The organism is Rhizobium sp. CB3060 (assembly GCF_025200735.1).
Lineage (GTDB): Bacteria > Pseudomonadota > Alphaproteobacteria > Rhizobiales > Rhizobiaceae > Rhizobium.
On record NZ_CP104160.1, the window covers coordinates 514,883 to 539,141 of the forward strand.

At 59.1% G+C, this 24,259-nt stretch carries 24 protein-coding genes and 3 pseudogenes; 9 read left to right on the plus strand and 18 right to left on the minus strand.

Annotation, left to right across the window (positions count from 1 at the left end; genetic code table 11):
• Positions 1–137 precede the first annotated feature (137 nt).
• On the plus strand, positions 138–311 hold the full coding sequence (locus N2601_RS32020) for a hypothetical protein (protein ID WP_260305516.1): 174 nt from the start codon (positions 138–140) through the stop codon (positions 309–311).
• A 30-nt stretch (positions 312–341) separates the two neighbouring features.
• Here the strand turns inward: N2601_RS32020 and N2601_RS32025 are convergent, their stop codons facing one another.
• A complete protein-coding gene (locus tag N2601_RS32025) occupies positions 342–599 on the minus strand; it encodes a WGR domain-containing protein (RefSeq protein ID WP_104825952.1) in 258 nt (85 codons plus the stop codon).
• A 364-nt stretch (positions 600–963) separates the two neighbouring features.
• On the opposite strand from N2601_RS32025, the gene N2601_RS32030 reads away from it, so the two are divergent.
• The gene (locus tag N2601_RS32030; protein WP_199773607.1) at positions 964–1,140 is read left to right on the plus strand and encodes a hypothetical protein; all 177 of its coding nucleotides are present in this window, start codon (positions 964–966) and stop codon (positions 1,138–1,140) included.
• 157 nt (positions 1,141–1,297) lie between these two features.
• Here N2601_RS32030 and N2601_RS32035 read toward each other — a convergent pair.
• A pseudogene (locus tag N2601_RS32035) lies at positions 1,298–1,741 on the minus strand (thermonuclease family protein).
• 564 nt (positions 1,742–2,305) lie between these two features.
• Here N2601_RS32035 and N2601_RS32040 point away from each other — a divergent pair.
• Positions 2,306–2,533, plus strand: a pseudogene (locus tag N2601_RS32040) (hypothetical protein).
• Positions 2,534–2,539: 6 nt separating this feature from the next.
• Here the strand turns inward: N2601_RS32040 and traG are convergent.
• Genes traG through traC form a run of 3 tightly spaced genes read right to left on the minus strand, consistent with a single transcriptional unit; the run spans position 2,540 to position 4,971 of the window.
• On the minus strand, positions 2,540–4,462 hold the full coding sequence (traG, locus tag N2601_RS32045) for a Ti-type conjugative transfer system protein TraG (RefSeq protein WP_260305517.1): 1,923 nt from the start codon (positions 4,460–4,462) through the stop codon (positions 2,540–2,542).
• Positions 4,455–4,670 (minus strand): type IV conjugative transfer system coupling protein TraD, encoded by a 216-nt coding sequence (gene traD, locus N2601_RS32050; RefSeq protein ID WP_028749705.1) that lies wholly within the window; start codon positions 4,668–4,670, stop codon positions 4,455–4,457. Before traD ends, traG begins: the two co-directional genes overlap by 8 nt.
• Before the next feature lie 4 nt (positions 4,671–4,674).
• Complete coding sequence (gene traC / locus N2601_RS32055; protein WP_260305518.1) at positions 4,675–4,971, minus strand: conjugal transfer protein TraC; 297 nt, start codon at positions 4,969–4,971, stop codon at positions 4,675–4,677.
• A 255-nt stretch (positions 4,972–5,226) separates the two neighbouring features.
• Between traC and traA the strand changes: the two genes are divergently transcribed.
• The 5 genes and pseudogenes from traA to N2601_RS32080 all read left to right on the plus strand — a co-directional run bounded on the left by traA (position 5,227) and on the right by N2601_RS32080 (position 11,991).
• Complete coding sequence (gene traA / locus N2601_RS32060; protein ID WP_260305520.1) at positions 5,227–8,538, plus strand: Ti-type conjugative transfer relaxase TraA; 3,312 nt, start codon at positions 5,227–5,229, stop codon at positions 8,536–8,538.
• Complete coding sequence (traF, locus tag N2601_RS32065) at positions 8,535–9,101, plus strand: conjugative transfer signal peptidase TraF (RefSeq protein ID WP_260305521.1); 567 nt, start codon at positions 8,535–8,537, stop codon at positions 9,099–9,101. Before traA ends, traF begins: the two co-directional genes overlap by 4 nt.
• On the plus strand, positions 9,091–10,254 hold the full coding sequence (locus tag N2601_RS32070; protein ID WP_260305522.1) for a conjugal transfer protein TraB: 1,164 nt from the start codon (positions 9,091–9,093) through the stop codon (positions 10,252–10,254). Before traF ends, N2601_RS32070 begins: the two co-directional genes overlap by 11 nt.
• 117 nt (positions 10,255–10,371) lie before the next feature.
• Positions 10,372–11,114, plus strand: a pseudogene (locus tag N2601_RS32075) (IS110 family transposase); the annotation flags it as partial.
• A 268-nt stretch (positions 11,115–11,382) separates the two neighbouring features.
• A complete protein-coding gene (locus N2601_RS32080) occupies positions 11,383–11,991 on the plus strand; it encodes a TraH family protein (RefSeq protein WP_260305523.1) in 609 nt (202 codons plus the stop codon).
• Between the two features lie 258 nt (positions 11,992–12,249).
• Here N2601_RS32080 and N2601_RS32085 read toward each other — a convergent pair whose 3' ends face one another.
• Positions 12,250–12,486 carry a helix-turn-helix domain-containing protein gene (locus N2601_RS32085; protein ID WP_260305524.1) on the minus strand — a complete coding sequence of 79 codons (237 nt, stop codon included), beginning with the start codon at positions 12,484–12,486 and terminating at the stop codon, positions 12,250–12,252.
• Between the two features lie 248 nt (positions 12,487–12,734).
• Here N2601_RS32085 and N2601_RS32090 point away from each other — a divergent pair, with 248 nt between their 5' ends.
• A complete protein-coding gene (locus N2601_RS32090) occupies positions 12,735–13,049 on the plus strand; it encodes a transcriptional repressor TraM (protein WP_260305525.1) in 315 nt (104 codons plus the stop codon).
• Between the two features lie 3 nt (positions 13,050–13,052).
• Here N2601_RS32090 and N2601_RS32095 read toward each other — a convergent pair whose 3' ends face one another.
• The 12 genes from N2601_RS32095 to traI form a co-directional block, all read right to left on the minus strand.
• Entirely contained in the window at positions 13,053–13,757 is a 705-nt protein-coding gene (locus tag N2601_RS32095; RefSeq protein WP_260305526.1) for an autoinducer binding domain-containing protein, read from the minus strand.
• A gap of 158 nt (positions 13,758–13,915) precedes the next feature.
• Positions 13,916–15,217, minus strand: a complete 1,302-nt coding sequence (trbI, locus tag N2601_RS32100) for an IncP-type conjugal transfer protein TrbI (protein ID WP_260305527.1) — start codon at positions 15,215–15,217, stop codon at positions 13,916–13,918.
• A 10-nt stretch (positions 15,218–15,227) separates the two neighbouring features.
• Entirely contained in the window at positions 15,228–15,662 is a 435-nt protein-coding gene (trbH, locus tag N2601_RS32105) for a conjugal transfer protein TrbH (protein WP_260305528.1), read from the minus strand.
• 3 nt (positions 15,663–15,665) lie between these two features.
• Positions 15,666–16,478, minus strand: coding sequence for a P-type conjugative transfer protein TrbG (gene trbG / locus N2601_RS32110; protein ID WP_260305532.1), 813 nt, complete (start codon positions 16,476–16,478; stop codon positions 15,666–15,668).
• A gap of 16 nt (positions 16,479–16,494) precedes the next feature.
• Complete coding sequence (locus N2601_RS32115; protein ID WP_104825910.1) at positions 16,495–17,157, minus strand: conjugal transfer protein TrbF; 663 nt, start codon at positions 17,155–17,157, stop codon at positions 16,495–16,497.
• A 24-nt stretch (positions 17,158–17,181) separates the two neighbouring features.
• Positions 17,182–18,360, minus strand: coding sequence for a P-type conjugative transfer protein TrbL (trbL, locus tag N2601_RS32120; RefSeq protein WP_260305537.1), 1,179 nt, complete (start codon positions 18,358–18,360; stop codon positions 17,182–17,184).
• Between the two features lie 4 nt (positions 18,361–18,364).
• Positions 18,365–19,168 (minus strand): P-type conjugative transfer protein TrbJ, encoded by an 804-nt coding sequence (trbJ, locus tag N2601_RS32125; protein ID WP_104825912.1) that lies wholly within the window; start codon positions 19,166–19,168, stop codon positions 18,365–18,367.
• Positions 19,140–21,596, minus strand: coding sequence for a conjugal transfer protein TrbE (locus tag N2601_RS32130; RefSeq protein ID WP_260305541.1), 2,457 nt, complete (start codon positions 21,594–21,596; stop codon positions 19,140–19,142). Before N2601_RS32130 ends, trbJ begins: the two co-directional genes overlap by 29 nt.
• A gap of 9 nt (positions 21,597–21,605) precedes the next feature.
• Positions 21,606–21,905: a conjugal transfer protein TrbD gene (locus N2601_RS32135; protein ID WP_260305542.1), complete on the minus strand. Its 300-nt coding sequence runs from the start codon at positions 21,903–21,905 to the stop codon at positions 21,606–21,608.
• Positions 21,898–22,281, minus strand: coding sequence for a TrbC/VirB2 family protein (locus N2601_RS32140; RefSeq protein ID WP_260305543.1), 384 nt, complete (start codon positions 22,279–22,281; stop codon positions 21,898–21,900). The genes N2601_RS32135 and N2601_RS32140 overlap by 8 nt, the downstream gene beginning before the upstream one ends.
• On the minus strand, positions 22,271–23,248 hold the full coding sequence (gene trbB, locus N2601_RS32145; RefSeq protein ID WP_260305547.1) for a P-type conjugative transfer ATPase TrbB: 978 nt from the start codon (positions 23,246–23,248) through the stop codon (positions 22,271–22,273). Before trbB ends, N2601_RS32140 begins: the two co-directional genes overlap by 11 nt.
• Entirely contained in the window at positions 23,245–23,883 is a 639-nt protein-coding gene (gene traI / locus N2601_RS32150) for an acyl-homoserine-lactone synthase (RefSeq protein WP_260305554.1), read from the minus strand. The genes trbB and traI overlap by 4 nt, the downstream gene beginning before the upstream one ends.
• Positions 23,884–24,259 lie beyond the last annotated feature (376 nt).

The following is a 24,259-nucleotide window of genomic DNA, read 5'->3' on the forward strand; positions in this document are numbered from 1 at the left end:
CATTCCGCGGCTCCTCGCGCATCAAAATTCAGCCGCCGCCAGGTCCTCCACATCCGTTTCGGCCTTGCCAGGTGCAATCCTCCTTTCCGGTCTGCCGTCGATCCCCGCAAATGACGCAATCGACAAGGAGATCCATCATGCAACAACTCGCTCAGTTCCTCGCCGCGACCGGCCGCCGGCTCCTCGCCCTCGGCAAGGTGATCAGCCACTTCTTCCGTAAGGGCAAGCTTGGCCTGAAACTCGGCGTTAAGATCCCGTTCTTCGTCGAGACCGAGGTGTGCTTCGAGACCGACTGGAACCGGCGCCGATGAGGCAAAACGGCCCGCTTCGGCGGGCCATTCTCATGTTGGCACGACAGATCGCGGGCGATAGCCGCGTTTTCGTTTCCGTCGCAGCAGATCGAGAAACAGTTCGACTGCTTCCTCCTCCCGCCCGAAATGGTGGACCATCGTCTGACCCTTCGTGCCAATGCGGCCCCACTTCCTGAGCAGACAAATGTCACCGAACAGATTCGGCTCGATCGACATAGCGTAGTAGCGCGCCATGTTTCTGGCGGCGTCAGAGCGTTCGACATAGAGATGGTACGGTTGGGCGATCATGAGATCAGAATCGCCTATGCCGGGAATCGCGTCCAACGAGACTTATGAATCGGTCGGCAAGGATCGATTCATATCGCTGATGATATGCGACCGGACACCATGGGCTTGCGCGGACTTGCCTAATGCCGTTCGTGCGGCTGGCGACCATCAATAGGGAACTTAAACCAATTGCGCGGGGTTTCCCTCGAGGCTGGGCTGGGCACAATGAATGTCTTCGACTGCCGCCGGACCTCGAATATAAAATGAGAGGAGTCTATTTCAGGGAGCTTCGACTCTTTCAGGTGTGCGCTGGCGCAGGTTTCTCTCTTCGCCCGGATTTCACCTCCGGGAAGACCATGGATCGGGAACAGCATGAGGATGTCACATGAAAGGCTATCTTTCCTATGTCATCGGCGCACTGTTGGGCGCCATCGTTGCGATCGCCGTGTCCATTCTTTTCAGCCTCGATGGGATGTTCCAGCTTGCGGTTTTGGCGCTGCTGCCGGTTCTGGGTGCTGCGCTGGTCGAGCGCTTTTACTATCGCGGGTCACGAACGCGCTAACGTGACCATCAACAGATAGAATTCGGGTCTCGGTCGATTAAACGTGCAAAGCCGACGGTCTTTGGGCGAGACGCCTGCGGCGCACGGCTCTAATCGCGACGCTCACGGTGCCCGAATCGGTCTCCGCTCATCCGGGTGACGATCCTCTCGCAGTTGGTTACCCACACCATCCGTGTCTTGCGCCATCGCAGCGGCGGGCAAGACCTTCATCGATGAGGCGGTCGCCGAGCGAGCGCCCTTCCCGCGTGACGGTTCGGAGTTTGCGGCCGTACTTGTCCTCGTGCCGCAAGCCTGCTGACAACGAGAACTTGCCGGCGTTCAAAAGCGCCAATAGGCGCGCCTTCGCTGCCTCGCCCTTGATCCGTTCCGCCTCGCAGCGCGGTAGGCTGAGTTCCGGCGGTCGATATCAACAATGCGGATTTTTTTCTCCCTTGAACCAGAACGTATCGCCATCGACGACGCAGTTCGTCCGCACGCTCTCGCCGCACATTAAAAATGCGGCCGACGACGTATCCGTGGAAGGTATCTTGGCGAGAGCCAGCACGCGGGAGAGATCGCCAGCGCCGCCGTATGCAAGCCAACTCCCCGCTCCAATGATGATGGCTGAGATGACCGCCATCAGCAACTTGCGCGGGCCGTTCTGTCCCGTTCGGAATTTTCGCTGCGGCCGATATCGATCGTTCCCGCTGGCGGATTTGCGCTGCGGTCTCAACGGCACCAAATTCGACAACTGCCCGTCCTCGGCTGTTTGCATCAATCTATGTCGAACCCGGTTTCATCTGTCTTTACGGCCTGCTGAATATCGGGCGGAGTGCGAGAGCGGGACGCAGTCGGTCCCGCCTCCCCGGTGGGCCACTATATTGAGGCTCCTGCGGCTGCGTTATTTCCCGCTCCTCGCACGACGAGAATTCCCGAAATCCCGCCCTCGGGCGGACGCTCACGCTGATTTCTCCGATACTCTTCATTATTGTCGATCGGCCTTGCTCGCTGCGCTGCGCGCCGGCCGATCGGATAGGTTTCAAGCTGGCAAACGAAACGCAAGTTGTCCTTTGCTCTAGGGTTCTTGAAGAGCGGCGGAAGGCGGTATTCGGCGTTGCGCTATGGCTCATATACTGTCATTTGTCGCAACCGCGTTTATGGGCGCGGAAATATCCAAAGGTTGATCATCGACGATACGGTTCAAATTGGAAGCTGCGGCGACTTCGGTCTCTGGGCAATCGAAGTCGCGAAACAGATTGTCGGCGAGCAGGGCTTCGAGCTTGCCCAGGCCGCGCGTGACGGCACGGAGGACGATCTCCGTGCTGCAGGCGATGCTCTGGGGTAGGCCATTACCAACGCGCTGCTCGTAGTCTTCGATGGGCTGCTGGACGAGCCGCCCGCCGATGCGACTTGACCGATCTTACGGATTGTCCGCGCTATCGCGGAAGAACGCGTTCGGCTTCACACATGCCTTCATGTCCTCACGCCTAAACCAGATTGCGCGCCCACACCGGAGCGGCGCGTTTCCGGCCGTGAAAACGATCTGCTCGTCGGCACGCATGCGCAGCACCTCATGCGGCTGGATCAACGGCCGGGCGGCGAGTTGCTTCGATCGCGTGCGCGACGATCCTTTCGATTGGACACTGCGGCTGACCTGATCGATCTCGACGGTCGTCATGCCGCAGCGGCGCGAGATGTAGTCGGCGGTCTCCGGATCGTTGATCGCAGCGAATGAAATCCAGCTCGCGCTTTCGAACCATTTGCTGGCCGCATCGCGGCCGCCATAGGTTTCGCGCATCTGGCCGATCGACTGGTAGATCATGGTCAGCGTGATCCCATATTTGCGGCCGGCGTCGCGCGCGGTTTCCAGGATGCGCATGTAGCCGAGGCGTGCCACCTCATCGAGAAGGAAGAGCGCCCTGCCCGGCATCTCGCCATTGCGGTTGTAGATCGCGTTCAGAAACGAACCGATGATGACGCGCGCCAAGCCCGCATGGGTCTCCAACGTCTTGAGATCGACGTTGATGAACACGTCCGTCTTTCCGTCTGCAAGATCACCCGTCGTAAAGGTCTTGCCAGAGACCAGGGCGGCGTAGTTCGGGTAGGATAGCCAGTGCGTTTCCTTGACCGCATTGGCATAAACGCCCGAGAAGGTTTCCGGCGTCATGTTGACGAAGGCCGCGACATTTTCCTTCACGAAATCCGAATTTGAATCGTCATAGATTTCCTGCAGCCGCTGGCGCAGCTGGGGTTCCGGCTCGGAAAGATTCTTGCGCACTTGCCGCAGCGTCTGGTCGCTTTCCGCCGTGTGGCCCGACAGGCAAACGTCGGCAATCAGTGCGGTGAGCAATTGCAAAGCCGAGGTGCGGAAGAAATCGTCGCGAACCCCACGCGCCCCACCGCTGTCGCTCATGATCCACGATGCGACGGAGGCGATATCCTCCTCCTTCGTTCCGCCGAACCGGCCGATCCAATCGAGCGCATTGAAGCCGATTTCTGAGTATTTCGGATCGAGCACGAAGACGTCGCGGTTGGCATCGCCACGGTGCTTCGACACCATTGGCGCGACCTCGTTCGACGGATCGAGGACGACGAGCGCACCGCCCCATTTGAGCGCGGTCGGGATCGTGACAGACGTCGTCTTAAAGCCGCCGGATCCGGCGAAGACAATACCGTGCGACGATCCGAACGAACCGTCGAAGCAAAGCAGCGGCGACTTACCGCCTGCTCCCCAGGTCTCGGGACTGTCGGCGCGGACCGATTGTGCCGCGCAGCTATCCCGGTCGACCCGGTAGCGCTCGCCGATGACGATGCCGCCGCTCTCGGCAAACAGCTTTTCGGCATGAGCCAGTTTCATCCAGTCGGCCTCGCCGTGCAGCGCCCGTTTTCCAACGATGCGCTTCGGCTCGGCCCTGGCGAACGCGGCGTTGCCGGCAATCGCCACACGGGTGCCGAACAGCGCCGACATCAGCACTGCGGCGGCCCCGATCGCCGTTGCGGGATCGAGATAGTTGAAGATGGATTTGCCGGTCGGGACTTGTCCGAGAAACGCGGAGAGCCTCGATGCCTCGCGCAGGGCCGCAATGACGAGCGTCGCAATGGATCCTGTGACAACGCCCCATCCTGCGGTCCTGATCCGCACGGAGCCCGCGCTCGCAAACAGAAAGACAATACCGACGACGGACGCGGCGACATAGGGCAGCGCGATACCAGCTCGACCAAGCATCTGCCGGGCGGCATCGCTCTTGCCGAACTGGGCAAGCCAGTCTTCGATCCCGGTCATGCCGATGGCCGTCAGCATCATCAACGTGCAGGGCGCAACGAACAGCAGCATCCTAGTCATCTCTCTCTCCGAAAGCTTCAGCACCGAGCGCGGCGAGCCGTGAGCGCTCCTGTGCGTCTCCCTTTAGCCGCGCGGCGGCATCGATGAGGAGCCCGAGCAGCAGCGCGCGCTTCTCGTAGCGCAGCCCCGCCTTGACGATCAGGCCGCCGAGCTCGATCTTTTCGCGTGTGTCCTTCTTGCGGGCATCTGATGTCGTGGATCTTCGCATCCGCTCAAGCCTCGCCAGTCCTGCCCTCAGCCGCGCCAGGCGGGTTCTGCGCGGGGGGCGTGCTGCCCTCCCCTGCGCCGGCTGCCCCCTTCCCTCCGGTCGAACGGGCCTTGCCTCCGCGAAAGCGTTTCGCCAGATCCTCGAATGCTGCCTGCAGTTCACCCTCATCGATCTCGATCTCACCGAGCCCGACTTTGAGCGCGATGCGGCCGATGCGTTCGGCCTCTCGGGTCTCCGCGAGCTTCAACTGCTCCTGGAGCCTGGCGATTTCTTCGCGGATTTTCGAGGATGGTTTCTTCATGTCCGGAGGTCTCCTTGGGTGCGAAAACTTGTCTTTCGGACCCCATCTTCCGGATGTCGGTGCGCAACGCACTACTGTGAATCCTACAATCGCCAAGCGCGATGCTTTCGTGGATGATCCCGGCCGCTCGACAAGAGCGGCATCCGAAGGGCGCAATTATACGTCGCTGACGCGACGTTTTTTGAGAGCGCCTGGCGGGGCCGGACTCGCTGCCGAACATGTTGATTTTGCTCGCAATCGGGAAAGAACTCCGCCGTGGCCGTCCCTCATTTCTCCGTCAGCATCGTAGCCCGCGGTTCCGGCCGCAGCGCTGTGCTGTCTGCGGCCTACCGGCATTGCGCGAAGATGGAGTACGAGCGCGAAGCCCGCACGATCGACTACACGCGCAAGCAGGGCCTGCTGCATGAAGAGTTCGTCATCCCGGCCGATGCACCGAATTGGCTGCGGGCGATGATCGCCGATCGCTCCGTCTCCGGGGCCTCCGAAGCCTTCTGGAATAGCGTCGAAACTTTCGAGAAGCGTGTCGATGCCCAGCTCGCCAAGGACGTGACCATTGCGCTGCCGGTGGAACTCTCGACCGCGCAGAACATCGAGCTGGTGAGGGATTTCGTCGAGCGGCACATCACATCGAACGGGATGGTGGCGGACTGGGTCTATCACGATGCGCCCGGCAACCCGCATGTGCACCTGATGACGACGCTCCGGCCACTTGCCGAAGACGGGTTCGGCGCCAAGAAGATCGCAGTGACCGGCCCTGACGGCAAGCCGGTGCGCAACGATGCCAGCAAGATCGTCTATCAACTCTGGGCCGGTAGCCTCGACGATTTCAACGCCTTTCGCGACGGCTGGTTTGCCTGTCAGAACCGGCATCTGGCGCGTGCCGGCCTCGATCTCCGCGTCGACGGCCGTTCCTTCGAGAAGCAGGGGATCGATCTGACGCCGACTATCCACCTCGGTGTCGGCGCCAAGGCGATCGAGCGGAAGTCGGCGGAAGCCGAGCGGCTCCCTTCGCTGGAGCGGCTGGAGCTGCAGGAGGAGCGCCGGGCGGAAAACGCCCGGCGCATCCGGCGCCGTCCCGAGCTGGTGCTCGACCTGATCACCCGGGAGAAGAGCGTCTTCGACGAACGTGACGTTGCCAAGATCCTCCACCGCTACATTGACGACGCCGGCCTCTTCCAAAGCCTGATGGCAAGAATCCTGCAGAGCTCGGACACGCTCCGGCTCGAGCGTGAGCGGATCGAATTTTCGAGCGGACAACGCGTACCGGCAAGATACACGACACGGGAGCTCATCCGGCTCGAAGCGGAACTGGCCAACCGGGCGATCTGGCTGTCTCAACGCTCCTCCCACGGCGTTGCGGACGCCGTGCGCGAAGCCACCTTTGCCCATCATCTGCGCCTGTCGGACGAGCAGAGGACGGCGATCGCCCATGTTATCGGCGGTGAGCGCATCGGCGCGGTGATCGGGCGCGCCGGCGCCGGCAAGACGACGATGATGAAAGCCGCGCGTGAGGCCTGGGAAGCCGCCGGCTATCGCGTCGTCGGTGGGGCGCTTGCGGGCAAGGCGGCTGAGGGCCTGGTGAAGGAAGCCGGCATTGTCTCCCGCACGCTGTCATCCTGGGAACTGCGCTGGAACCAAGGCCGCAATCAGCTGGACGACAGGACCGTATTCGTTCTCGATGAAGCGGGTATGGTGTCGTCGCGGCAGATGGCACTATTCGTCGAAGCGGCGACCAAGTCCGGCGCCAAACTGGTGCTTGTCGGAGATCCGGAACAGCTTCAGCCGATCGAAGCCGGCGCTGCCTTCCGCGCCATTGCCGATCGGATCGGCTATGCCGAGCTCGAAACCATCTATCGCCAGCGCGAACAGTGGATGCGCGAGGCGTCGCTCGATCTCGCCCGCGGCAATATCGGCAAAGCGGTCGAAGCCTATCGCGCCCAGGGCCGCATCAGTGAAGCCGATCTCAAGGCCGATGCCGTGCAGGCGCTGATTGCCGATTGGAACCGCGACTACGATCCGCAAACGTCGAGCCTCATTCTTGCGCACTTGCGTCGTGACGTCCGCATGCTCAACGACATGACCCGCGCAAAGCTTATTGAACGCGGCCTCGTAGCCGAGGGTTTCGCCTTCCGGACCGAAGACGGTCACCGGAAATTCGCAGCCGGCGACCAGATCGTGTTCTTGAAGAACGAGGGTTCGCTCGGCGTCAAGAACGGCATGCTGGCGAAGGTCGTTGAAGCGGCGCCGGGGCGTATCGTCGCGGAAGTCGGAGAAGGCGAACACCGCCGCCAGGTCACGGTCGAACAACGCTTCTACGCCAATCTCGATCACGGCTATGCCATCACGATCCATAAGAGCCAGGGCGCCACCGTGGATCGGGTGAAGGTCCTGGCGTCCTTGTCGCTCGATCGCCATCTCACCTACGTTGCCATGACCCGTCATCGCGAGGACCTTAGCTTCTATTACGGCCGCCGATCCTTCGCCAAGGCGGGCGGCCTGATCTCGATCCTGTCGCGCGGACAAGCCAAGGAAACGACGCTCGATTATGCGAGCGGCCGCTTCTACGCCCAAGCCCTTCGCTTCGCCGACGCCCGTGGCCTTCACCTCGTTAACGTCGCACGCACGGTCGTTCGCGACCGGCTCGAATGGACCGTCCGGCAAAAGTCGAAGCTCGCCGAGCTTGGCGCACGTCTGGCGACGATCGCCGGCAGGCTTGGTCTGTTCGCCGGCGCGGCCAAGACCACTCAATCGCACAGGATCAAGGAGGCAAAACCAATGGTATCGGGCATCACCACGTTCCCAAAATCCCTGGAACAGGCCGTCGAAGACCGGCTTGCCGCCGACCCCGGCTTGAAGAAGCAATGGGAGGAGGTCTCGACCCGCTTCCACCTCGTCTACGCCCAGCCGGAAAGCGGGTTCAAGGCCGTCAACGTCGACGCGATGCTGAAGGACGAGAGCATTGCGAAATCCACGTTGGCTAGGATCGGATCGGAGCCTGAACGCTTCGGCGCGCTCAAGGGCAAGACCGGGATACTCGCCAGCCACGCCGACAGACAGGAGCGAGAAAAGGCACAAACGAATGCGCCGGCGTTGGCCCGTAATTTGGAGCGCTATTTGCGCCAGCGGGCGGAGGCGGAGCGCAAATTCGAGGTCGAAGAACGCGCTCTCCGTCTGAAGGTCTCGATCGATATTCCCGCGCTGTCGCAAGGTGCAAAGCAGATCCTCGAGCGCGTTCGCGATGCGATCGACCGCAACGACCTGCCCGCCGGCCTCGAATATGCACTTGCCGACAAAATGATGAAGGCGGAACTGGAGGGTTTCGCCAAGGCGGTATCGGAGCGGTTCGGCGAGCGAATCTTCCTGTCGCTTGCTGCAAAGGACCCCATTGGACAGACCTTCAATGCCGTCACGTCGGGAATGACGGCAGGGCAGAAGGCAGAGGTTCAAGCGGCATGGAGTTTGATGCGGACGGTGCAGCAACTCGCCGCTCATGAGCGTACGACCGAGGCGCTGAAGCACGCGGAGACCATGCGTCAGACGAAGAGCCAGGGGCTCTCGCTAAAATGAAAACACCCGTGTTTGCGTTCGGTACGCGAAGCGCTCAAAGGACCCATGCAGTCGTGCTCTTGGCCCTGGCGGCATCCGTCGCTAGCGGCGGTGTTGCTGCCGCAATCGTCGGCGGCTTTCGCATCAACTTGACACCGAGCGAACCCCTCGGCCTCTGGCGTATCGTGGCGCTCGATCGCCCGGCAGCTCGCGGGGATCTCGTTTTCATTTGCCCCCCGCTTACGGCGGCAATACGGGAGGGGCGCGCGCGAGGGTATCTCCGCGTTGGATCCTGCCCGGGCGCGATCGCTCCGCTCATCAAGACAATCATCGCTGTAGCCGGGCAGCATGTCGAAATCGGTGCGCACGTGACGATCGACGGGCGCCCGGTCCCATTTTCCGACCTCACTGAGCGGGACGGCGCGGGTCGACCAATGACGCCATTTCCCGGCGGTGTCGTGCCGGCGGGAAGCGTTTTTGTCTATTCAGCGTTCAGGAGTTCCTATGACTCCCGTTATTTCGGCCCCCTGCCAGCTTCCGGCATCGTCGGCCTGGCGCAACAGGTGCTCACCTATGCGCCTTGACCAACTTCAGTCCACCCTCCCGATTCCCGCTTCTATCATCGTCGGAGTGGTAGGATGGAGTGGCCACGTTCTGCTTCTTCCGGTCACTTTCGGGTTTCCAATTCTCTGGATGCTTGCGCGAACGCGGTTGATTGCCGCGTTTGTCGCGGCTGGCTATTTCCTGGCGGCCTCTCGGGGATTACCCCAAGGTGTCGCGACCTTCTACGTCTCCGATCTCTTGCCGGGCCTGTTGCTCTGGCTCTGCGCATCGCTGAGCTTTATCGGCGTCCACACAGTATTCTGGACGAGATGCGGCTCTACGCGGCCATTTCGTTATCTTGCTGCGTCCGTACTTATGACAATTCCACCATTCGGCATCACCGGTTGGGCACATCCGATCACAGCCACGGGTGTACTGTTTCCAGGATGGGGATGGTGGGGATTGGTCGCCGGGACAGCCGGCCTCATCGGCCTTGTAACCCGTGCTTGGCCAGCTATCGTCATCGCCCTTTCAGGTCTGTGGCTTTGGTCCGCCGCAGTCTGGACCGTGCCGGCCCTACCGGAAGCATGGCAGGGCGTCGATCTCGATTTGGGCGCTTCGCTCGGCCGCGACATCAGTCTGCAGCGCCACCGTGATCTGATTGCCACGGTGAAGGATCGAGTATCTGGCGGCAGCCGTCGGATCGTGTTGCCCGAAAGCGCCCTCGGCTCTTGGACACCGACCACGGAGCGCCTGTGGGTAAAAGCTCTGGAGGGAACGGACATATCCGTTATCGCCGGCGCCTCAGTTGTCAATTCGGGCGGATACGACAACGTTCTGATTGCGATCTCCGGTAATGGTGCGCAACTCCTTTATCAAGAGCGCATGCCGGTTCCAGGTTCGATGTGGCAACCCTGGCGCCCCCTGCTTGGTCAGAGTGGCGGCGCGCAGGCGCATCTCTTCGCAAATCCGACGGTGACGGTTGCCGACCATCGGCTAGCACCACTGATCTGCTATGAGCAACTGATCATATGGCCTGTCCTCCAGTCCATGCTGTATCATCCGGATGTCATTGTTGCCGCCGGCAATGGATGGTGGACCAAAGGAACCCCTATTGTCGCCATCCAGCGCGCAAGCACGCAAGCCTGGGCGCGCCTGTTCGACAAACCCCTCGTCATCTCCTTCAACACCTGACTTACAAGGAGGTGGCATGAAAGAGGCCGCCCGCGGAGAGAGAACGGATCAGTGAGATGCCGATGATGATCGAGGGACAGTCACACTTCCAGCCTTTCGGCTTACCTTATTGGGGTCAGGGCTGAGCTGGTGCCCGAGGCCTGGGCGCCAAGCGAAAAACCTAGGGGCCTTCGCGTCGCGCTGCGCGAGCGGATGTTTTACGTGCGGCTGCGCACGATGACGAAGAACCGCATCGTCACGGTGTTCGACCGCTATCCCGAGCAGACGGCACAGCTGAAGAAGCTCTGTGACCTGTTCGGCAAGGCCGGCCGCGTCCAGCTGGCGCAGGTGAAGGTCTCGGAGATCGACCGCATCCAGATCGCGGCCTTGCGTTCATCGGCGACATCGATCGGCGCATCAAGCAGTCGGAAGCGACGATCCGGGCGATGACCAAGGTCAATGGCAACGTCAAACTGTTGAAGACGATCCCCGGCATCGGCGAGTTCTTCGCCCGGCTGATCGATGCTGAGATCGACGACGTATCGCGGTTCCGCAACCCTAAGAAACTTGCCGCCTATGCCGGGCTTGTGCCGTCGACCTATTCCTCCGGCGGCAAGACCTATCACGGCAAGATCATCAAGCAGGGCAACAAGTGGCTGCGCTGGGCTTTCGTGGAAGCGGTTTCTCCTGCCATCGCCAGCGATCCACAGCTGCGCGCCCCATACGAGCATCTGAAGATCAGAGGAACCAACAAGGCGCGTGTGGCCATCGCGCGTAAGCTTTTGACGATCGCCTTCCAGATCCTGCGTGATCAGCGCGCTTACAAGCCGCGCGGCAAAAGCAACATGGAAGGCGCGTCGACGATATCCCGGTTGTCCTGATGACGTTCTAGCGAGCCTGGCAGGTCTGGGCTGCGCTCCTCAAGGAGAATGGGAAACCGGGAGCCGAACGCCACTCTGTGACCGAGGCCAACGCATCAGGTCACGCATTGGAGAATGGTTCGAGAACCGAAGGACGGGAACAACCTGTCCAGCGGAAGGAAGAGATTTAGCCGATCGGTCAAAACGCCGGTCAAAAGACAACCGAACCCAAGGAAATGCCCGCAAATGCTGGTGCTTTACCCCTTGTGTTCTTTCATTGGAGAACGTCATGCTTGACGCTGCCCTAATCCAACAATGCGCCGACCCCTCCTTAGCATCCACGATCGTCGAGCAGTTCGTGACAGCCGCTGGGTCGTCCGACCCTCTTGCCGTCACAGTCAAATCAGACGGCCGGTTGATTCTAGTTCCGAAGGCAACGTCGGCCGACGAAGCCATGGCGATCGTTCGGCAGTATGTTGAGCAAGCTGAGGTTCGCGTCGGCCTGACCCAGTTTCCAGCCGGTGTCGGCGTGAAGGAGGCAGCCGATCTGACGCCGGATTTGGTGGATACCTGCGAGAACCTGCGCAAGGGCACGACGATGTTCGCCAAGGTCCTGCGCATTGTTGCCAAATGGTACGGCAATCCGAAGAGCGATGACGTCTTCCGCCAGATTTTCGAAGATGCGCTCTATGCCTGGAAGACCGGGGAATTCGAAGGAGTGCGTGTATTTCAAGCGCAGGATCCAGGAGCCTCCATCGAATTGCCTCGGCAAAGCGAAGCGCGTTCCGTCGATGGACAACCAGTCGCCGTGACCACTCCCGAGAAGCAGACGAAGGTGAATGAGGATATTGGTCAAGCCGGAATTCGGATCGATCTTTCGAGGATTGGAGGCAAATAAGCACTCGAATTTCTTACGTCGAAAACGGCGCGACGGATGGCGCATCCATAATCGTCCTCGATCGTCTGAAAGTTGAAGGGCAATTCCAAAGTGCCAACGCCAAAGGCGAAAAGGGTACCGCGTAACGTTCGCCGGATGGGATAACCTTTTATGGCCGCATAGCAATTCTGCCGGAGGATGACGGATCATTCGGGGTTGAGGACACCCCGAGCATTGCGTCCTTGGTTGCCTTGTTTTCGGTTCCCAACTCTGTACTCGTCATCCCAATGGCTTAATTCTTGTCTCAGGCCGACGTTTCAGCAATTCAGACGCCTCAACACCTAAGACCGTCGCCAGGCGATCGACGACGTCGATGCTTGCATTATAGACACTGCGCTCCAGAGAACTGATATAAGTTCGATCGATACCTGCCCGAAACGCAAGCTCTTCTTGCGACAGGCCTTTGGCTTGACGCGCAGCTTTCAGATTCCGTGCAAACACCTCTCGAATCTCCATGGTAGAGAAAGCAGCGGCTTGCAGAGTATTTCTCCACGGAGTATTCTCTACAACGGTGTTTCAGATATAGAATCTGTATATAGATCAGAGTGATGAGGCGTTCGCTGATGCCCTCTTTTGCGAGCAATGAACTGTCGAGTTTATGGCCACCCATCTTACTGAAGGATGGGATGTATTTTGCAATGCGTATACGATACCGGAAGGTCTCGATCCTTGGCGGGTCGCAAACGAGGTAAGAGGAGAAGCGGATGGACAATGAGGTCTCATTCGAGACAAGCGGCAAAAGAGAGTCTCGTTATAGAGCGATGCGAGAAGCCGATTTGAAAGCGTTGGCAATTTCTGCGATCCGCGAGCACCGCCGACTTCTAGCCGCGGATGAAGCTGTCTACGAAGCGTGGACTATTGCAACCGCCGACGCCTCGACTTCCAGCGACGTGCTCAAGAGCCTGCAAGATGAGTATCTGGATCGCCAAAAGAAGTCAGAAGCCCAGCAGGAAGAACTCTCGGAAATCATCGATGCGCTTGGTTATGTTCCTGATGTGCCCTCCGAAAACGACGAATGATGGTTAAACCAAACCGCGGTCCTTCGCGATTGCCACGAGCTGAGGGATCGTCGCAGCATCCAGCTTCTTGCGTGCGCTATCGAAATAGTGCTGCACTGTTCTTGGGGTAATTCCCATTAAGAAGGCAATCTCCCACGCCTTTTTACCCTTTGCCGCCCACGTAAGACACATCGCTTCCCTTGGTGAAAGCAGCCGGCTGGGTGCGACGATCGTCGACGCAGCTATGATCTTCAGGCGATAGTGAACTGCCAACACGGCCTGCAGCGGGTTTAGTTGCTTCTGACATTTTGAAATATCAGCTTTGTGCCCCGAGGAAGCGAATGTCAGCATAATGATTGAGCCGAAACTGCCTTGAACGGGAACCGTCACCCCACTGCGAATGCCATGTTCGACCGCTTCATCCCGAAAACGCTTGAACTCAGAGCTCCCACGAGACGGCCAGTCATCGATCGCCCACGAAAACATTTCCATCCGGCGTTTGGCTTCCGTTACGACCGGATCCACCCGAGAATATTGGTTGCGTAGGTAAATTTTCTGCCATTTCTCTGGATAGGAACTGAGCGCGCGGGCGCTAAGGCCTTCCGTTTGCAGATAGGCAAAGAATTGAAATCCACACGAATGAACGAAGCCTTTGAGCCCGCGTTTGATCATCCGTTCATCGTATGAAGCTTCAACCATGTCAATGAGAGCGCTTAAGGCTGGATCCACAGACCTGTCTCCTTTCTGTTGTACGTGAAGGCGCCCCCGCTCCTTCGGAAGTGATACAGATCTGCGCTCACCAGCGCAAACGTCTATTCACCTCTATTTCGCAATCAAACCTTCTGACTAAGAGATGAAGTTAAACAAAGACTTTTTCTGATGCTGTATCACTGACTGCTGTACGCAGAGGGGAAGACGATATCCTGATCGACCAAGACATTGAACTCGTATCCCGGCCGGATCTGGATTGTCGGCTGAACGTTCAAGTTCTTCGAGATGGTCTGCTCGGCAACGCGACCGAAGGTGTCCGCGAAATTCCGTCTGGCGGCATCGGAGGCCGTGTCCTGGGTGGCAAGCGTCGTGCTTTCGGGCATCGACATATCGATGCCGGTTCCAAGTATCGCGACAAGTGCTGCCGAACTCCACGCGCGCCAGAGATGCCGATCGACCTTATCCTTGAAGCCGCCATATCCCGCCCCATCGGTCCCAGCCATGGCGCCGATCTGCAGCGTCGAGCCATTCGGGAAGATCAGATCGGTCCAGACGACGAGCACGCGCTCCTGGCCAAAGGAAACCTTGGAATCGTAACGGCCGAACAACTTGGCTCCCTGCGGGATCAGGAGCCGGTAGCCGGTGGCGCTATCATAGACATTCTGACTGATCTGCGCGGCAATCCGGCCCGGAAGGTCTGAGTTGAGACCTGTGATCAACGTGGCTGGAATGACCGAGCCGCGCTTCAGCTCATACGGCGACATCTGCGGCACGATCTTATTCGGCAAATAGCCAAGATCCTTGATGTCCTGATTGAAGAAATCCTCCTTCGAACTTTGGGCATTCGGGTCGACGTTTTGGCCCATCAGCCCGGATTTCGACGCGGCGGTGTAGAGATCCGAGGCATTGTTGGCTGTCGTCGTTGAAGTCTGACGACCGGCGTCTGTGGAACTTTTATCGGCTTTCTCGACGTCAGAAATATCTACCTTCAAAGGCGAGTCCAAAGCCGTTGCCCGCGCCTGCAGGCGAGCCATCCGCAGGCGCTGAGCTTCACGGATATATTGTTCATCCTGCTCCCGCTTTAGGCGCGCTCTCCATTCCTCCTCTGATTCGAGCTGCGGGCGTCTTTCTTGCCGTTCCGTGGGCCGGCGGTCTATAACAGGCGCTCCCTTCTCCACCTTCTGTTCGACGGTGGGTGTTGGCTGGAACACTTCCCGCTCACCTGGCTCGCCGATGATTCCGTCACTGATGCCGCGCTTGAGCTGGTCACCGAAGTTCGTCGCCGGTGTATTCAAGGTGCTGTCGATCTCGTTGCTCCAGTTGAAGGGAAGTCCTCGCCATGATAGGCCGATCACGACCACGCCGAAGAACAGCGCGATGAGGACCGTGGCGATAATAATTGGTAGCCGATTGAGGCGGCGCATGCCTTTCTGACCGTCGGCTTGCTTTGAAGGGCCGAGCTGGAGCGATTGGATCATACCCTTCCCCTCAAATACGCTGCATGATGGAGAGCGGACTTGCCGGCGTCGCACCGGCTGCCGTTGCTTTGTATGCGCGGCCAAGGGTAATGGACGGTGTTGACAGCCGCGCGAGTACCTGATCTTGAGTGCCATCGATCGAGTAAGTGAGCTCGACCGGTTTCACGTCCTTTCCAACTTTGCCGTCGGTTAGAACGGTGTAGCCAAAGCCCTTTAGGGCCGCCTGGAGTGCCGTCGCAAACTCCGATGTGTCCTTTTCCATCTTGATTGTCGTCGAGCTCACGGGGCCGATCTGCTCGGCGAGCCGGCTTGCCATGTCGCCAGCGATGGCACTTGCGGCGGGCCCGGAGACCGGCGCGGCGTTTAACCTGGCGTCCAACCCATCCTCTGCAGTTTGGCATGCGGTGAGAAAGCCGCTGATGATGATGACGAGAAGCTTGTGCATAGCTCAGCCTCCCCGCCGAACGGTGATCTTCTGCTGGCGCCAGCCGACGCCGGAGACGAGGATCGCCTCGTCGACGGCATAATCGACGATCATCAAGTCGTTCTTCATGCGGTAATTGACGATGCGGCTTTGGCCACCGTGGATCACGAACAGCACCGGTGCATCCTGACCTGAGATCGACTTCGAAAACTGGATGTAGGTTTTCACGCCATCCGAATAGACCCGCTTCGGCTTCCATGACGCGCTCCCGCTGATGGAATAGGAAAAGTTCAGCTTATCGGACGCCGTGCCGGGGACGCCGCCGGTCTCAAGGCGTGAATTTACATCTGCGAGCTTGGCCGAGACATCCTCGGTATATTCGAAGCCGACGCGTGCCATGTACTGGCTCGGATGTGACTTGAGCTGGATGTGATAGGTACGTCGCGACGTCGTGACCACCATCGAGGTGACAAGACCTGCTTCCGACGGCTTGACGATCAGATGGATCGCTTGGCCGCCGATTGCACCGGAGGTGGCGGGCTCCACCTTCCAGCGAACAGTGTCTCCAACGAGAACATCTCGGACGATCTCGCCGCCTTGCAATTCGATATCGCAGACCTGCAGCGGCGAGCAGACCACGGATGGCTGTGTCTCCCCGAATAGGAAAATGACCTTTCCGTCCGGTCCCGTGGTCACGAGGCCGGGCGTGCCGCGCCATTTGCTCGACAGCTTGGTTCCCTTGACCTCGTTCGATGTCATGGTTTGGGCATGAGCGCCCATTGCAAAGGCGAGTCCGGCCATAAAGCCTGCGGCCGCGATCAATCCTGTTCTGTGCATGTCAAATCCCCTGCCCTCAAAGCTGTGCCGTCCAGTCAAAATCCCTAACGTAGAGGCCGATCGGATTGAGGCGGATGGTCGCCTCGTCCTGCGGCGCGGTAAGCGTAACTGTCGCGATTCCGCGGAACCGGCGCGTGCCGGTTTCCTTGCCTTTTCGGTCCCGTTCGTATTCGGTCCAGTCGATCTGATAAGTCTGGTTGGAGAGCGCCACGATATTGTTGACCTCGATGGCAACGGTCGAAGACTTGGCTCTCTCGAAAGGCGAATTGCTCCGGAACCAGTCATTGATCTTCTGCGTCGATGGATCGGAGGTCCGAAGCAGGGCGTATGTCCGGTCGATATATTGCTTCTGCACGACGGCGTCCGGCGTGATCGAACGGAAGCTGGTCACGAAATTGCCGAGTGTGGCGCGCACCACCCGGACATCGGCGTATTCGATCTGTTCAGGGAAACCTGCTGTTACCGCCGTGCCCAGTTTGTCGACCTGGACAATATAGGGCACCAGCTTGACCTGAGTGCTGAGATACATCGAATATCCGAAGCCGATCACAGCCATGGTGAGGCCGAGAATACCGACGATGCGCCACGCGGCGGCCGCCTGCACATAGGTGCCGTATCGCTCGCTCCATTCCTGGCGCGCAGCAAGATACGGGTTTTCGGGGGCGCGGTTCGCTGCCATCGGTCCTTCACTTTCTGATTGCTGTTAGTCTTTGCGTTCGGGGGGCGGCTTTGGTCCGCTATGCCCGCTACGCGCCTGGTCGAGCTTGGCGTTGGCGAGACCGAGGATTGAACCTGCATAGGCGCCCGGCGAACCGATCGCCTTTTCCTTCGCGGCAGAGCCCGTTGCTTGTCCGGCGGAACCGATGCCCGCGCCGACCCCACGAAGCGTGGCGCCGGCAATCGACGATCCCGCCGCTCGCGCGCTTTGAGCTGCCGCGAATCCAGCGCCGGCGGCACCAGCCGCAAGAAATCCAGCGCCTGTGGCAAAGGATGCGGCCTGTCCACCGTGTCTGATCGTTTCCATCCCGCCTGAGACCGACGCACCTTGGACGACGCCTTGCATGATATTCGGAACGTAGATCGCGACGATGAAGACGACGACGGCAATACCAGAGATTGCGAGCGCGGTCTGGAATTGATCACCAATGTCGGGTTCGTTTGCCAATCCGATCAGCACTTCCGACCCAATGCGCGAGATCATGACAAGTGCCATGAGCTTCATTCCGACTGAGAAGGCATAGATCAGATATCGAATTGCGAAGTCCTTGGTATAGGACGCACCACCGAGACCGAGCATGATCATGCCGGCAAGCAGGCCGATATACATTTCAACCATCACGGAAACGAAGATCGCGGCAACAAGTGAGAACGAGATGACCACGACGACCATTGCAAAAGCAGCCGAGATCGCCAACGCGTTGTCCTCAAAAAGACCGAACTGTATCTTTTCCGACATCTTCGTTGCGACGGCGAGTCCAGCATTGAAGACGTCCGCAGGGGAGGCCGTGCCGCCTCCAGCCCCAATCTGAAACAAACTATCCACCACTGCCTTCGCAAAGGTCGGCCCCTGTCGCAAAACGAAGGCAAAAAAGCCGACAAATATGATCCGCCGGACAAGCTCGGCAAACCAGCTGTCTAGCGAAGCTGCCTGTAATGCGAGCCAGACCGCGGCGATGCCAATCTCGATTGTGGCGAGGATCCAGAACAAGGATTTCGCCGCATCCATGACAGTGGTTTCCCACCCCTTTGCGGCGGTGGTGATTTGGCTCTGTAATGAGGTCAGCACTGAACCTTCCTGGGCGACTGCTGGCTGTGCTGCCAGCATGCAGAAGGTGGCAACCACCATCACGGCGCGGAGCCGCCGAAGACATATTGTTGTCATGTGCTTACCACTCGACTTTCATCTTTTCGCCGCCGGAGGTGGAAGGGGCAGTCCCGCTGAAGAATTTCTCACGTCGCGCCTGCGCAAGGTCCTTGTCGGTCTGTTCGGTCTGAAACCAGGTTCCCATCATAGTCATTTGCTGTGAGACAAGAGCGCGAAGCTTCTGCATCTGCGCAATCTGTTGCGCAGCGATCTCGTGCCCAACCTGCAGAGCCTTCATCTGCCCGTCGGCGGTCTCAGACATCGACCTCAGTGAGGCCATCGTGCCTTCCTCATTGTCGAACTGTTCGGCCGTGAGGCTTGCCGCCTTTAATGTGCTTGCGATCGTATCCCGGTTGGTATCCGACCAGGACTGATATGCAGTTGAGAAAGAAGCATTGTCTGGCAAGTTGGTCTTGAGGCTTGAGTAGCTCTGAAAACGTTGTTGCAGCACATCATCCGCATTGCCCATGGAAAACGAGATGCTCTGCCCCCCATCGACGATGCTGCGTAATTGGTTGAGATCGCTTTCGACCTGCCCCCACATATGCGACGGAAGCGTCGCCGTGTTCTGGAGGAGGTTTTGGTAGATATTCAGCTGCGTTTCGATCTGTTGTGCGAGCTGGCTTATCTGGGTGAGCTGGTTCTGGATCTGCTCGCCGGACTTCCCGACCAAAGCGACCAGCTCGCCATTATTGAGGACCTGCGTCCACTCGGTGGCGGCACCCGTGGCAGTTCCAGCATTTGCGGGCACGACCGCGCCGGCCATCAATGCGACAGCCGCCAGGCCAGCGAGCAATCTATTCGAGGTTGAGCAGCGCTGCGGCATCGTGAACTCCTCTCGTTCGTAGCCAGTGGATCGGCCAGTCGCGGCCGTGTTTGGAACTGAGCGTGCGGATGCGCTTCAGGTCCTCCTTGCCGGATGCGCCAACGAAACTGAGCGCCACGGGGCCGAGCGACATGTCGAAGAGCCGCCGGCCCTCAGGGGTGGCGACGTAATATTCTCGCTTAGGAATCGCATTCGAAACGATCTCGATCTGTGTCTCGCTGAAGCCGATCCGCTCATAGAACTCGCGCGTCCCAGGCTCACCTGCGGCGCCGTTCGGCAGGCAGATTTTCGTGGGACAGGATTCCTTCAACACGTCGATGATCCCGGAACGCTCAGCATCCGAGATTGACTGAGTGGCGAGCACAACGGCGCAATTTAGTCTACGAAGCACCTTCAACCATTCCCGGATTTTGTCGCGAAATTTCGGATGCCCAAGTGGCACCCATCCTTCGTCGAGGATGATCAGGCTCGGCGACCCATCCAACCGCTTCTCAATGCGACGGAAAAGGTAGGTCAGGACTGGCATGAGATTTCGCTCGCCCATATTCATCAGCTGCTCGATCTCGAAGGTCTGAAAGGCACCGAGCGAGAGACCGTCCTCCTCGGCATCGAGCAGTTGACCCATTGGACCGTCGACCGTGTAGTGATGGAGCGCGTCCTTGATCTCTCGCATCTGTACGCCGCTCACAAAGTCCGAGAGAGATCGACCCGGTGCACTGGCCATCAAGCCAATCTGGCGAGAGATCGCATTGCGGTGGTCCGGAGTGATGGTCACGCCCTGCAGCGCGATCAACATCTCGATCCATTCCGCGGCCCAGGCGCGATCTACATCACTGGAGAGGTCCGATAGCGGGCAAAAGGCCAGCGCCTTTTCCGCTTTTTGCGTGTCTCCGCCAATCTCGTAGTGATCGCCGCCGGCAGCAAGCGTCAGCGGCAGAAGGGAATTGCCCTTGTCGAAGGCAAATATCTGCGCGCGTTCATAGCGCCGGAATTGCGCCGCTATCAACGCTAAGAGCGTCGACTTGCCCGATCCAGTTGGTCCGAAGATCAGGGTATGACCGACGTCATCGACATGGAGGTTGAGCCGGAACGGGGTCGAGCCGCTCGCCGCCTGCATCAGCGGCGGCGAACTCGGCGGATAAAATGGGCAGGGGGCGACGGGGTGGCCCGACCAGACTGAATTGAGCGGGATGAGATCGGCAAGATTGCTGGTGTTGATCAGTGGCTCCCGCACATTGCAATACCAATTGCCCGGCAGACTTCCGAGAAATGCGTCGGTCGCGTTGAGTGTTTCGATCCGTGCTCCGAAACCCTCGGCCTGAATCAGCCGGCGAATGGCCTCTGCCTTTTCCTGCAATGCTTCGCGATCGAAATCGAAGAGAACGACGACGGGCGTGTAGTAGCCGTATGCGACCAACTGCGACGAAGCCTGGGCGATGGCGTCTTCCGTCTCGGCCACCATGGTCATGGCGTCCTGATCGACCGAACGGCTCTGCGTCTGAAAAAGCTGATCGAAGAATGGGCGCACCTTCTGCTGCCATTTCTTGCGGGTCCGCTCCAGTTTCTGTCTGGCCTCCTGCGCGTCGAGGAAAATGAAGCGCGAAGACCAGCGATAGGTCAGCGGCATAAGATCGAGGCTGTTCAAGATGCCCGGCCAGCTCTCAGCCGGCAGGCCGTCGATCGCGACGACACCGAGGAAGCGGCTTTCAATCTTTGGGGTCAGTCCATGCTCGAGCTCGGCCGTCGCGATCCAGTCGAGATACATGGGCGCATCGGGCAGCCGGATCGGATGGTTGTCACCAGTGATGCAGAAGCGAACGAATTGCAGCAGTTCGTCGTAGCGGGCAACCCGCACCCCTCCCCTCTCGACAGCCTCCCGCGTTTCCATGCGACGGATCGAAAGCGTGTTGGCGAAATACTGCTCAATCTCGCGGACCGTGTTCTTGAAAAAGAACAGCACCGTGTCGGCATAGGTCTTCTTGCGGCTCTCCTCGTCCGAGTAGATGTATTTGCTGAGCGCCGTTTTTTTGGATTCGAGCGGTCGATACGTCAGGATCAGCGCGTGTTTACTCTCGAAATGCCCCTGTTCGCGCGCGAAATGCGCACGCCGCTCGGCGTCGATCGCGCGCGTGACCGCGTCGGGAAAGTGGCAACGATCGTCCGACGGATAGTCGAATGTCGGGATGCGCACGGCTTCGACCTGGATCATCCAGCCGCTTCCGAGACGCGAGAGGATTTTATTGATATGGCGCGACAGTTCGTTGCGCTCGAGGGCCGTAGCGCTTTCTGAATCCGGTCCCGCAAAATACCAGCCGGCCATCAGGCTTCCGTCTTTCAACAGGAGAACACCATTATCGACGAGGCCGGCATAGGGGACGAGATCCGCAAAGGATGAGTCGGTGGCCCGGAAGCGTTTGAGAGCGACCATGCCTTCTTCTCAATACCGGCGCCACGGCGAGGAGGTCGCCTTGTAGTAATGCTTATACGAGATATGGCGGACATAGACCTGTCGCATGAGCGGATCGGCCTTTGCCATCATTCTCAGGAGCCCGACGACGACGATCCAGACGGCAACGCCGAAGAGCGCCGAATAGATCGTGAGGACGACGAAGATGAGGATGACTGCGGCCAGGCCGGTGATCAGCACCAGTTCCCGGTCCGCGCCCATCAAAAGGTTCGGGCGCGACAGCGCGCGGTGGATGCGGTTCCGCTGCAGACCGGACGCGGACTCAGCCATTCGTCACTCCTGCGCTTTGCAAGCCGTCCGAGGCGATCAGCTCCCTCGTCAGGCCAATTGAAGCTCCAGTCGCGCCGAACAGGCCCACGATCGTCGTGGCACCGAGCAGAATGCCGGCGACGAGAACCACGTATACAAGTCGCCGCGCGAAGTCGTTCAACTCCCCACCGAATATGAGCATGCCGCCGGCTATCGCGACAGCCGCAAGTGCGATGTATCCTGCGACAGGTCCGGTGATCGACTCTTGAATCTGCTGCAGTGGTCCTTCCCAGGGCAGTCCGCCACCGCCCGAACTGGCGAGTGCCGGATCAAGTGAAGCGAGAACTGTCGTTAGGACAGAGAATGTTCCCTTGGCGAGCGAAGGCTTACGCGACATGTCGGGCCTCCTCTTCTTCATCGAGTTGGTCTGAACCGATCTCATATTGGCCCTCCGCGAACCGTTCGATGTGGATGACGTCTCGAACCCGCCGCCCGTGCGGTGTCCGTTCAATGGAGATGATGAGGTCGACCGCATCACCGATAACCTCGCGCATCGGTTGCTGGCTTGCTTCTGCGGTCAGTTGTTCAAGACGGCGGAGCGCCGACATGGCGGTGTTCGAGTGAATTGTCGCGACGCCTCCTGGATGACCGGTGTTCCACGCCTTCAGCAAGGTCAACGCGGCACCGTCGCGGACTTCGCCGACGACAATCCTGTCGGGGCGCAGTCGCATCGTGCTCTTCAGCAGTCGCGCCATATCAACGGTATCGCTGGTATGCAGCAGAACGGCGTTCTCGGCCGAACAATGCATTTCGGCAGTGTCTTCGAGGATCACCAAACGGTCCTCGGGCGTGAATTTGACGATCTCATCGATCAACGCGTTCGCAAGCGTCGTTTTGCCAGAACCGGAGCCCCCGGATACGATGATGTTTCGCCTTTTGGAAATCGCTTTTCGGATCATCAAGGCGTGGTATCCCGTCAACGCGCCTGACCGCACATATTCTTCGAGCGGAATTAGGCGTGGGGCCCGGCGGCGGATCGTAAAGGCTGGCTTGGCGACCGCCGGTGGTAAAAGGCCCTCGAAGCGGTGCCCACCTATCGGGAGCTCGCCGGAGATGATGGGTTGCTTCGTGTCTACTTGGGACTGAAGGAAATGCGCCACAATTCCGATCACCGTTTCCGCCGCGACGGGCGACATTTCGCCGGCCGCCGCAACGCCGTGAGCGAGGCGCTCAATAAAGAGCTTTCCGTCCGGATTGAGCATTATTTCGATCACATCCACGTCGTCCAGTGCGGCGCACAGCTTATGGCCGAGCGCGTCTTGAAGTTTGCAGACAAGCCGGTGGTGAGAGCGGAGCTGGTTCACGGATCTCTCCTTTTCCGCTGCCCATCTGGGGAGAAGAATTCAGAACGGTAACTGGATGGACGAAGCCTGAGGAATGTCTCGGCGTTCACCGGCAAGATGCCCGCGACGGCAATTGTGTTGCCAACGTTCTTGGGTTCGCCCAATCGCGACAAGTGCCATCCAACGCGCGCAAGGATCCGCTCGAATCGAAGATCGGTCACCGTGACGAGCTCCGTGTACCCATTTGCGATGCACCATTCGATGATGCCCGCGAACATGGTCAAAGTGGCCTCGTGGACGAGACCCCCTCCGCGAAGATCGACCAAGGTAGTATCGACGCAAAAGCGGGAGCTTTCGATCATACATGGATGGGCGTTTAGGTGTCCGTGCGTTAGCAGTGACGAAAAGACATGCGTCACCATCGTCGGACCCATGGCTGGCAGGAGCCTAGCGCATCCTGCCACACGAGCGCCGTCCGATACGGCGAGTATGTAAGTAGGCTGGAGAGCGTCGAAGGCGTCCGCTTCCCGGCCGTCAATAACACCGACTTCCCAACCCAACCGATTTGAAAACACCTGAGCTCGAAGTCGATGATGTGCTTCGAGAAGTTGTTGTGCGGGAAGCCCCTGTCTTGTCGATATCGCAACAACCTTCATGCTGATCTCCGTCGTTTAAATTTATCGACAAAGAGCAGCACGGATTAGAACGGCGGGGCAGTTGTAGAATCCTACAAGGTAATTCGGTGAGTCGCGCGGTTTTGGGCGAGAACGCACTGATCTGATCTCGCGTGTTATCCCCTTAGTTGTAGGAATCACCAGTGAACAAATAAGCAACGAAAGTTGCATCGCGGGACTGTAACAGGTTGGATTCGCAAGGGAAACACCGACAGCGGCGTTAACCATAGGTCAAGGGCCCCGCCGCCTATTAACAGTTTATTAGCCGCATTTTCCTTGCCGGCCCGAGAGAATCGGACATAATAACGGTTCAGTGGCATTATCGGGCCGAAAACCGTTATCTGAAAGATTTCTGACA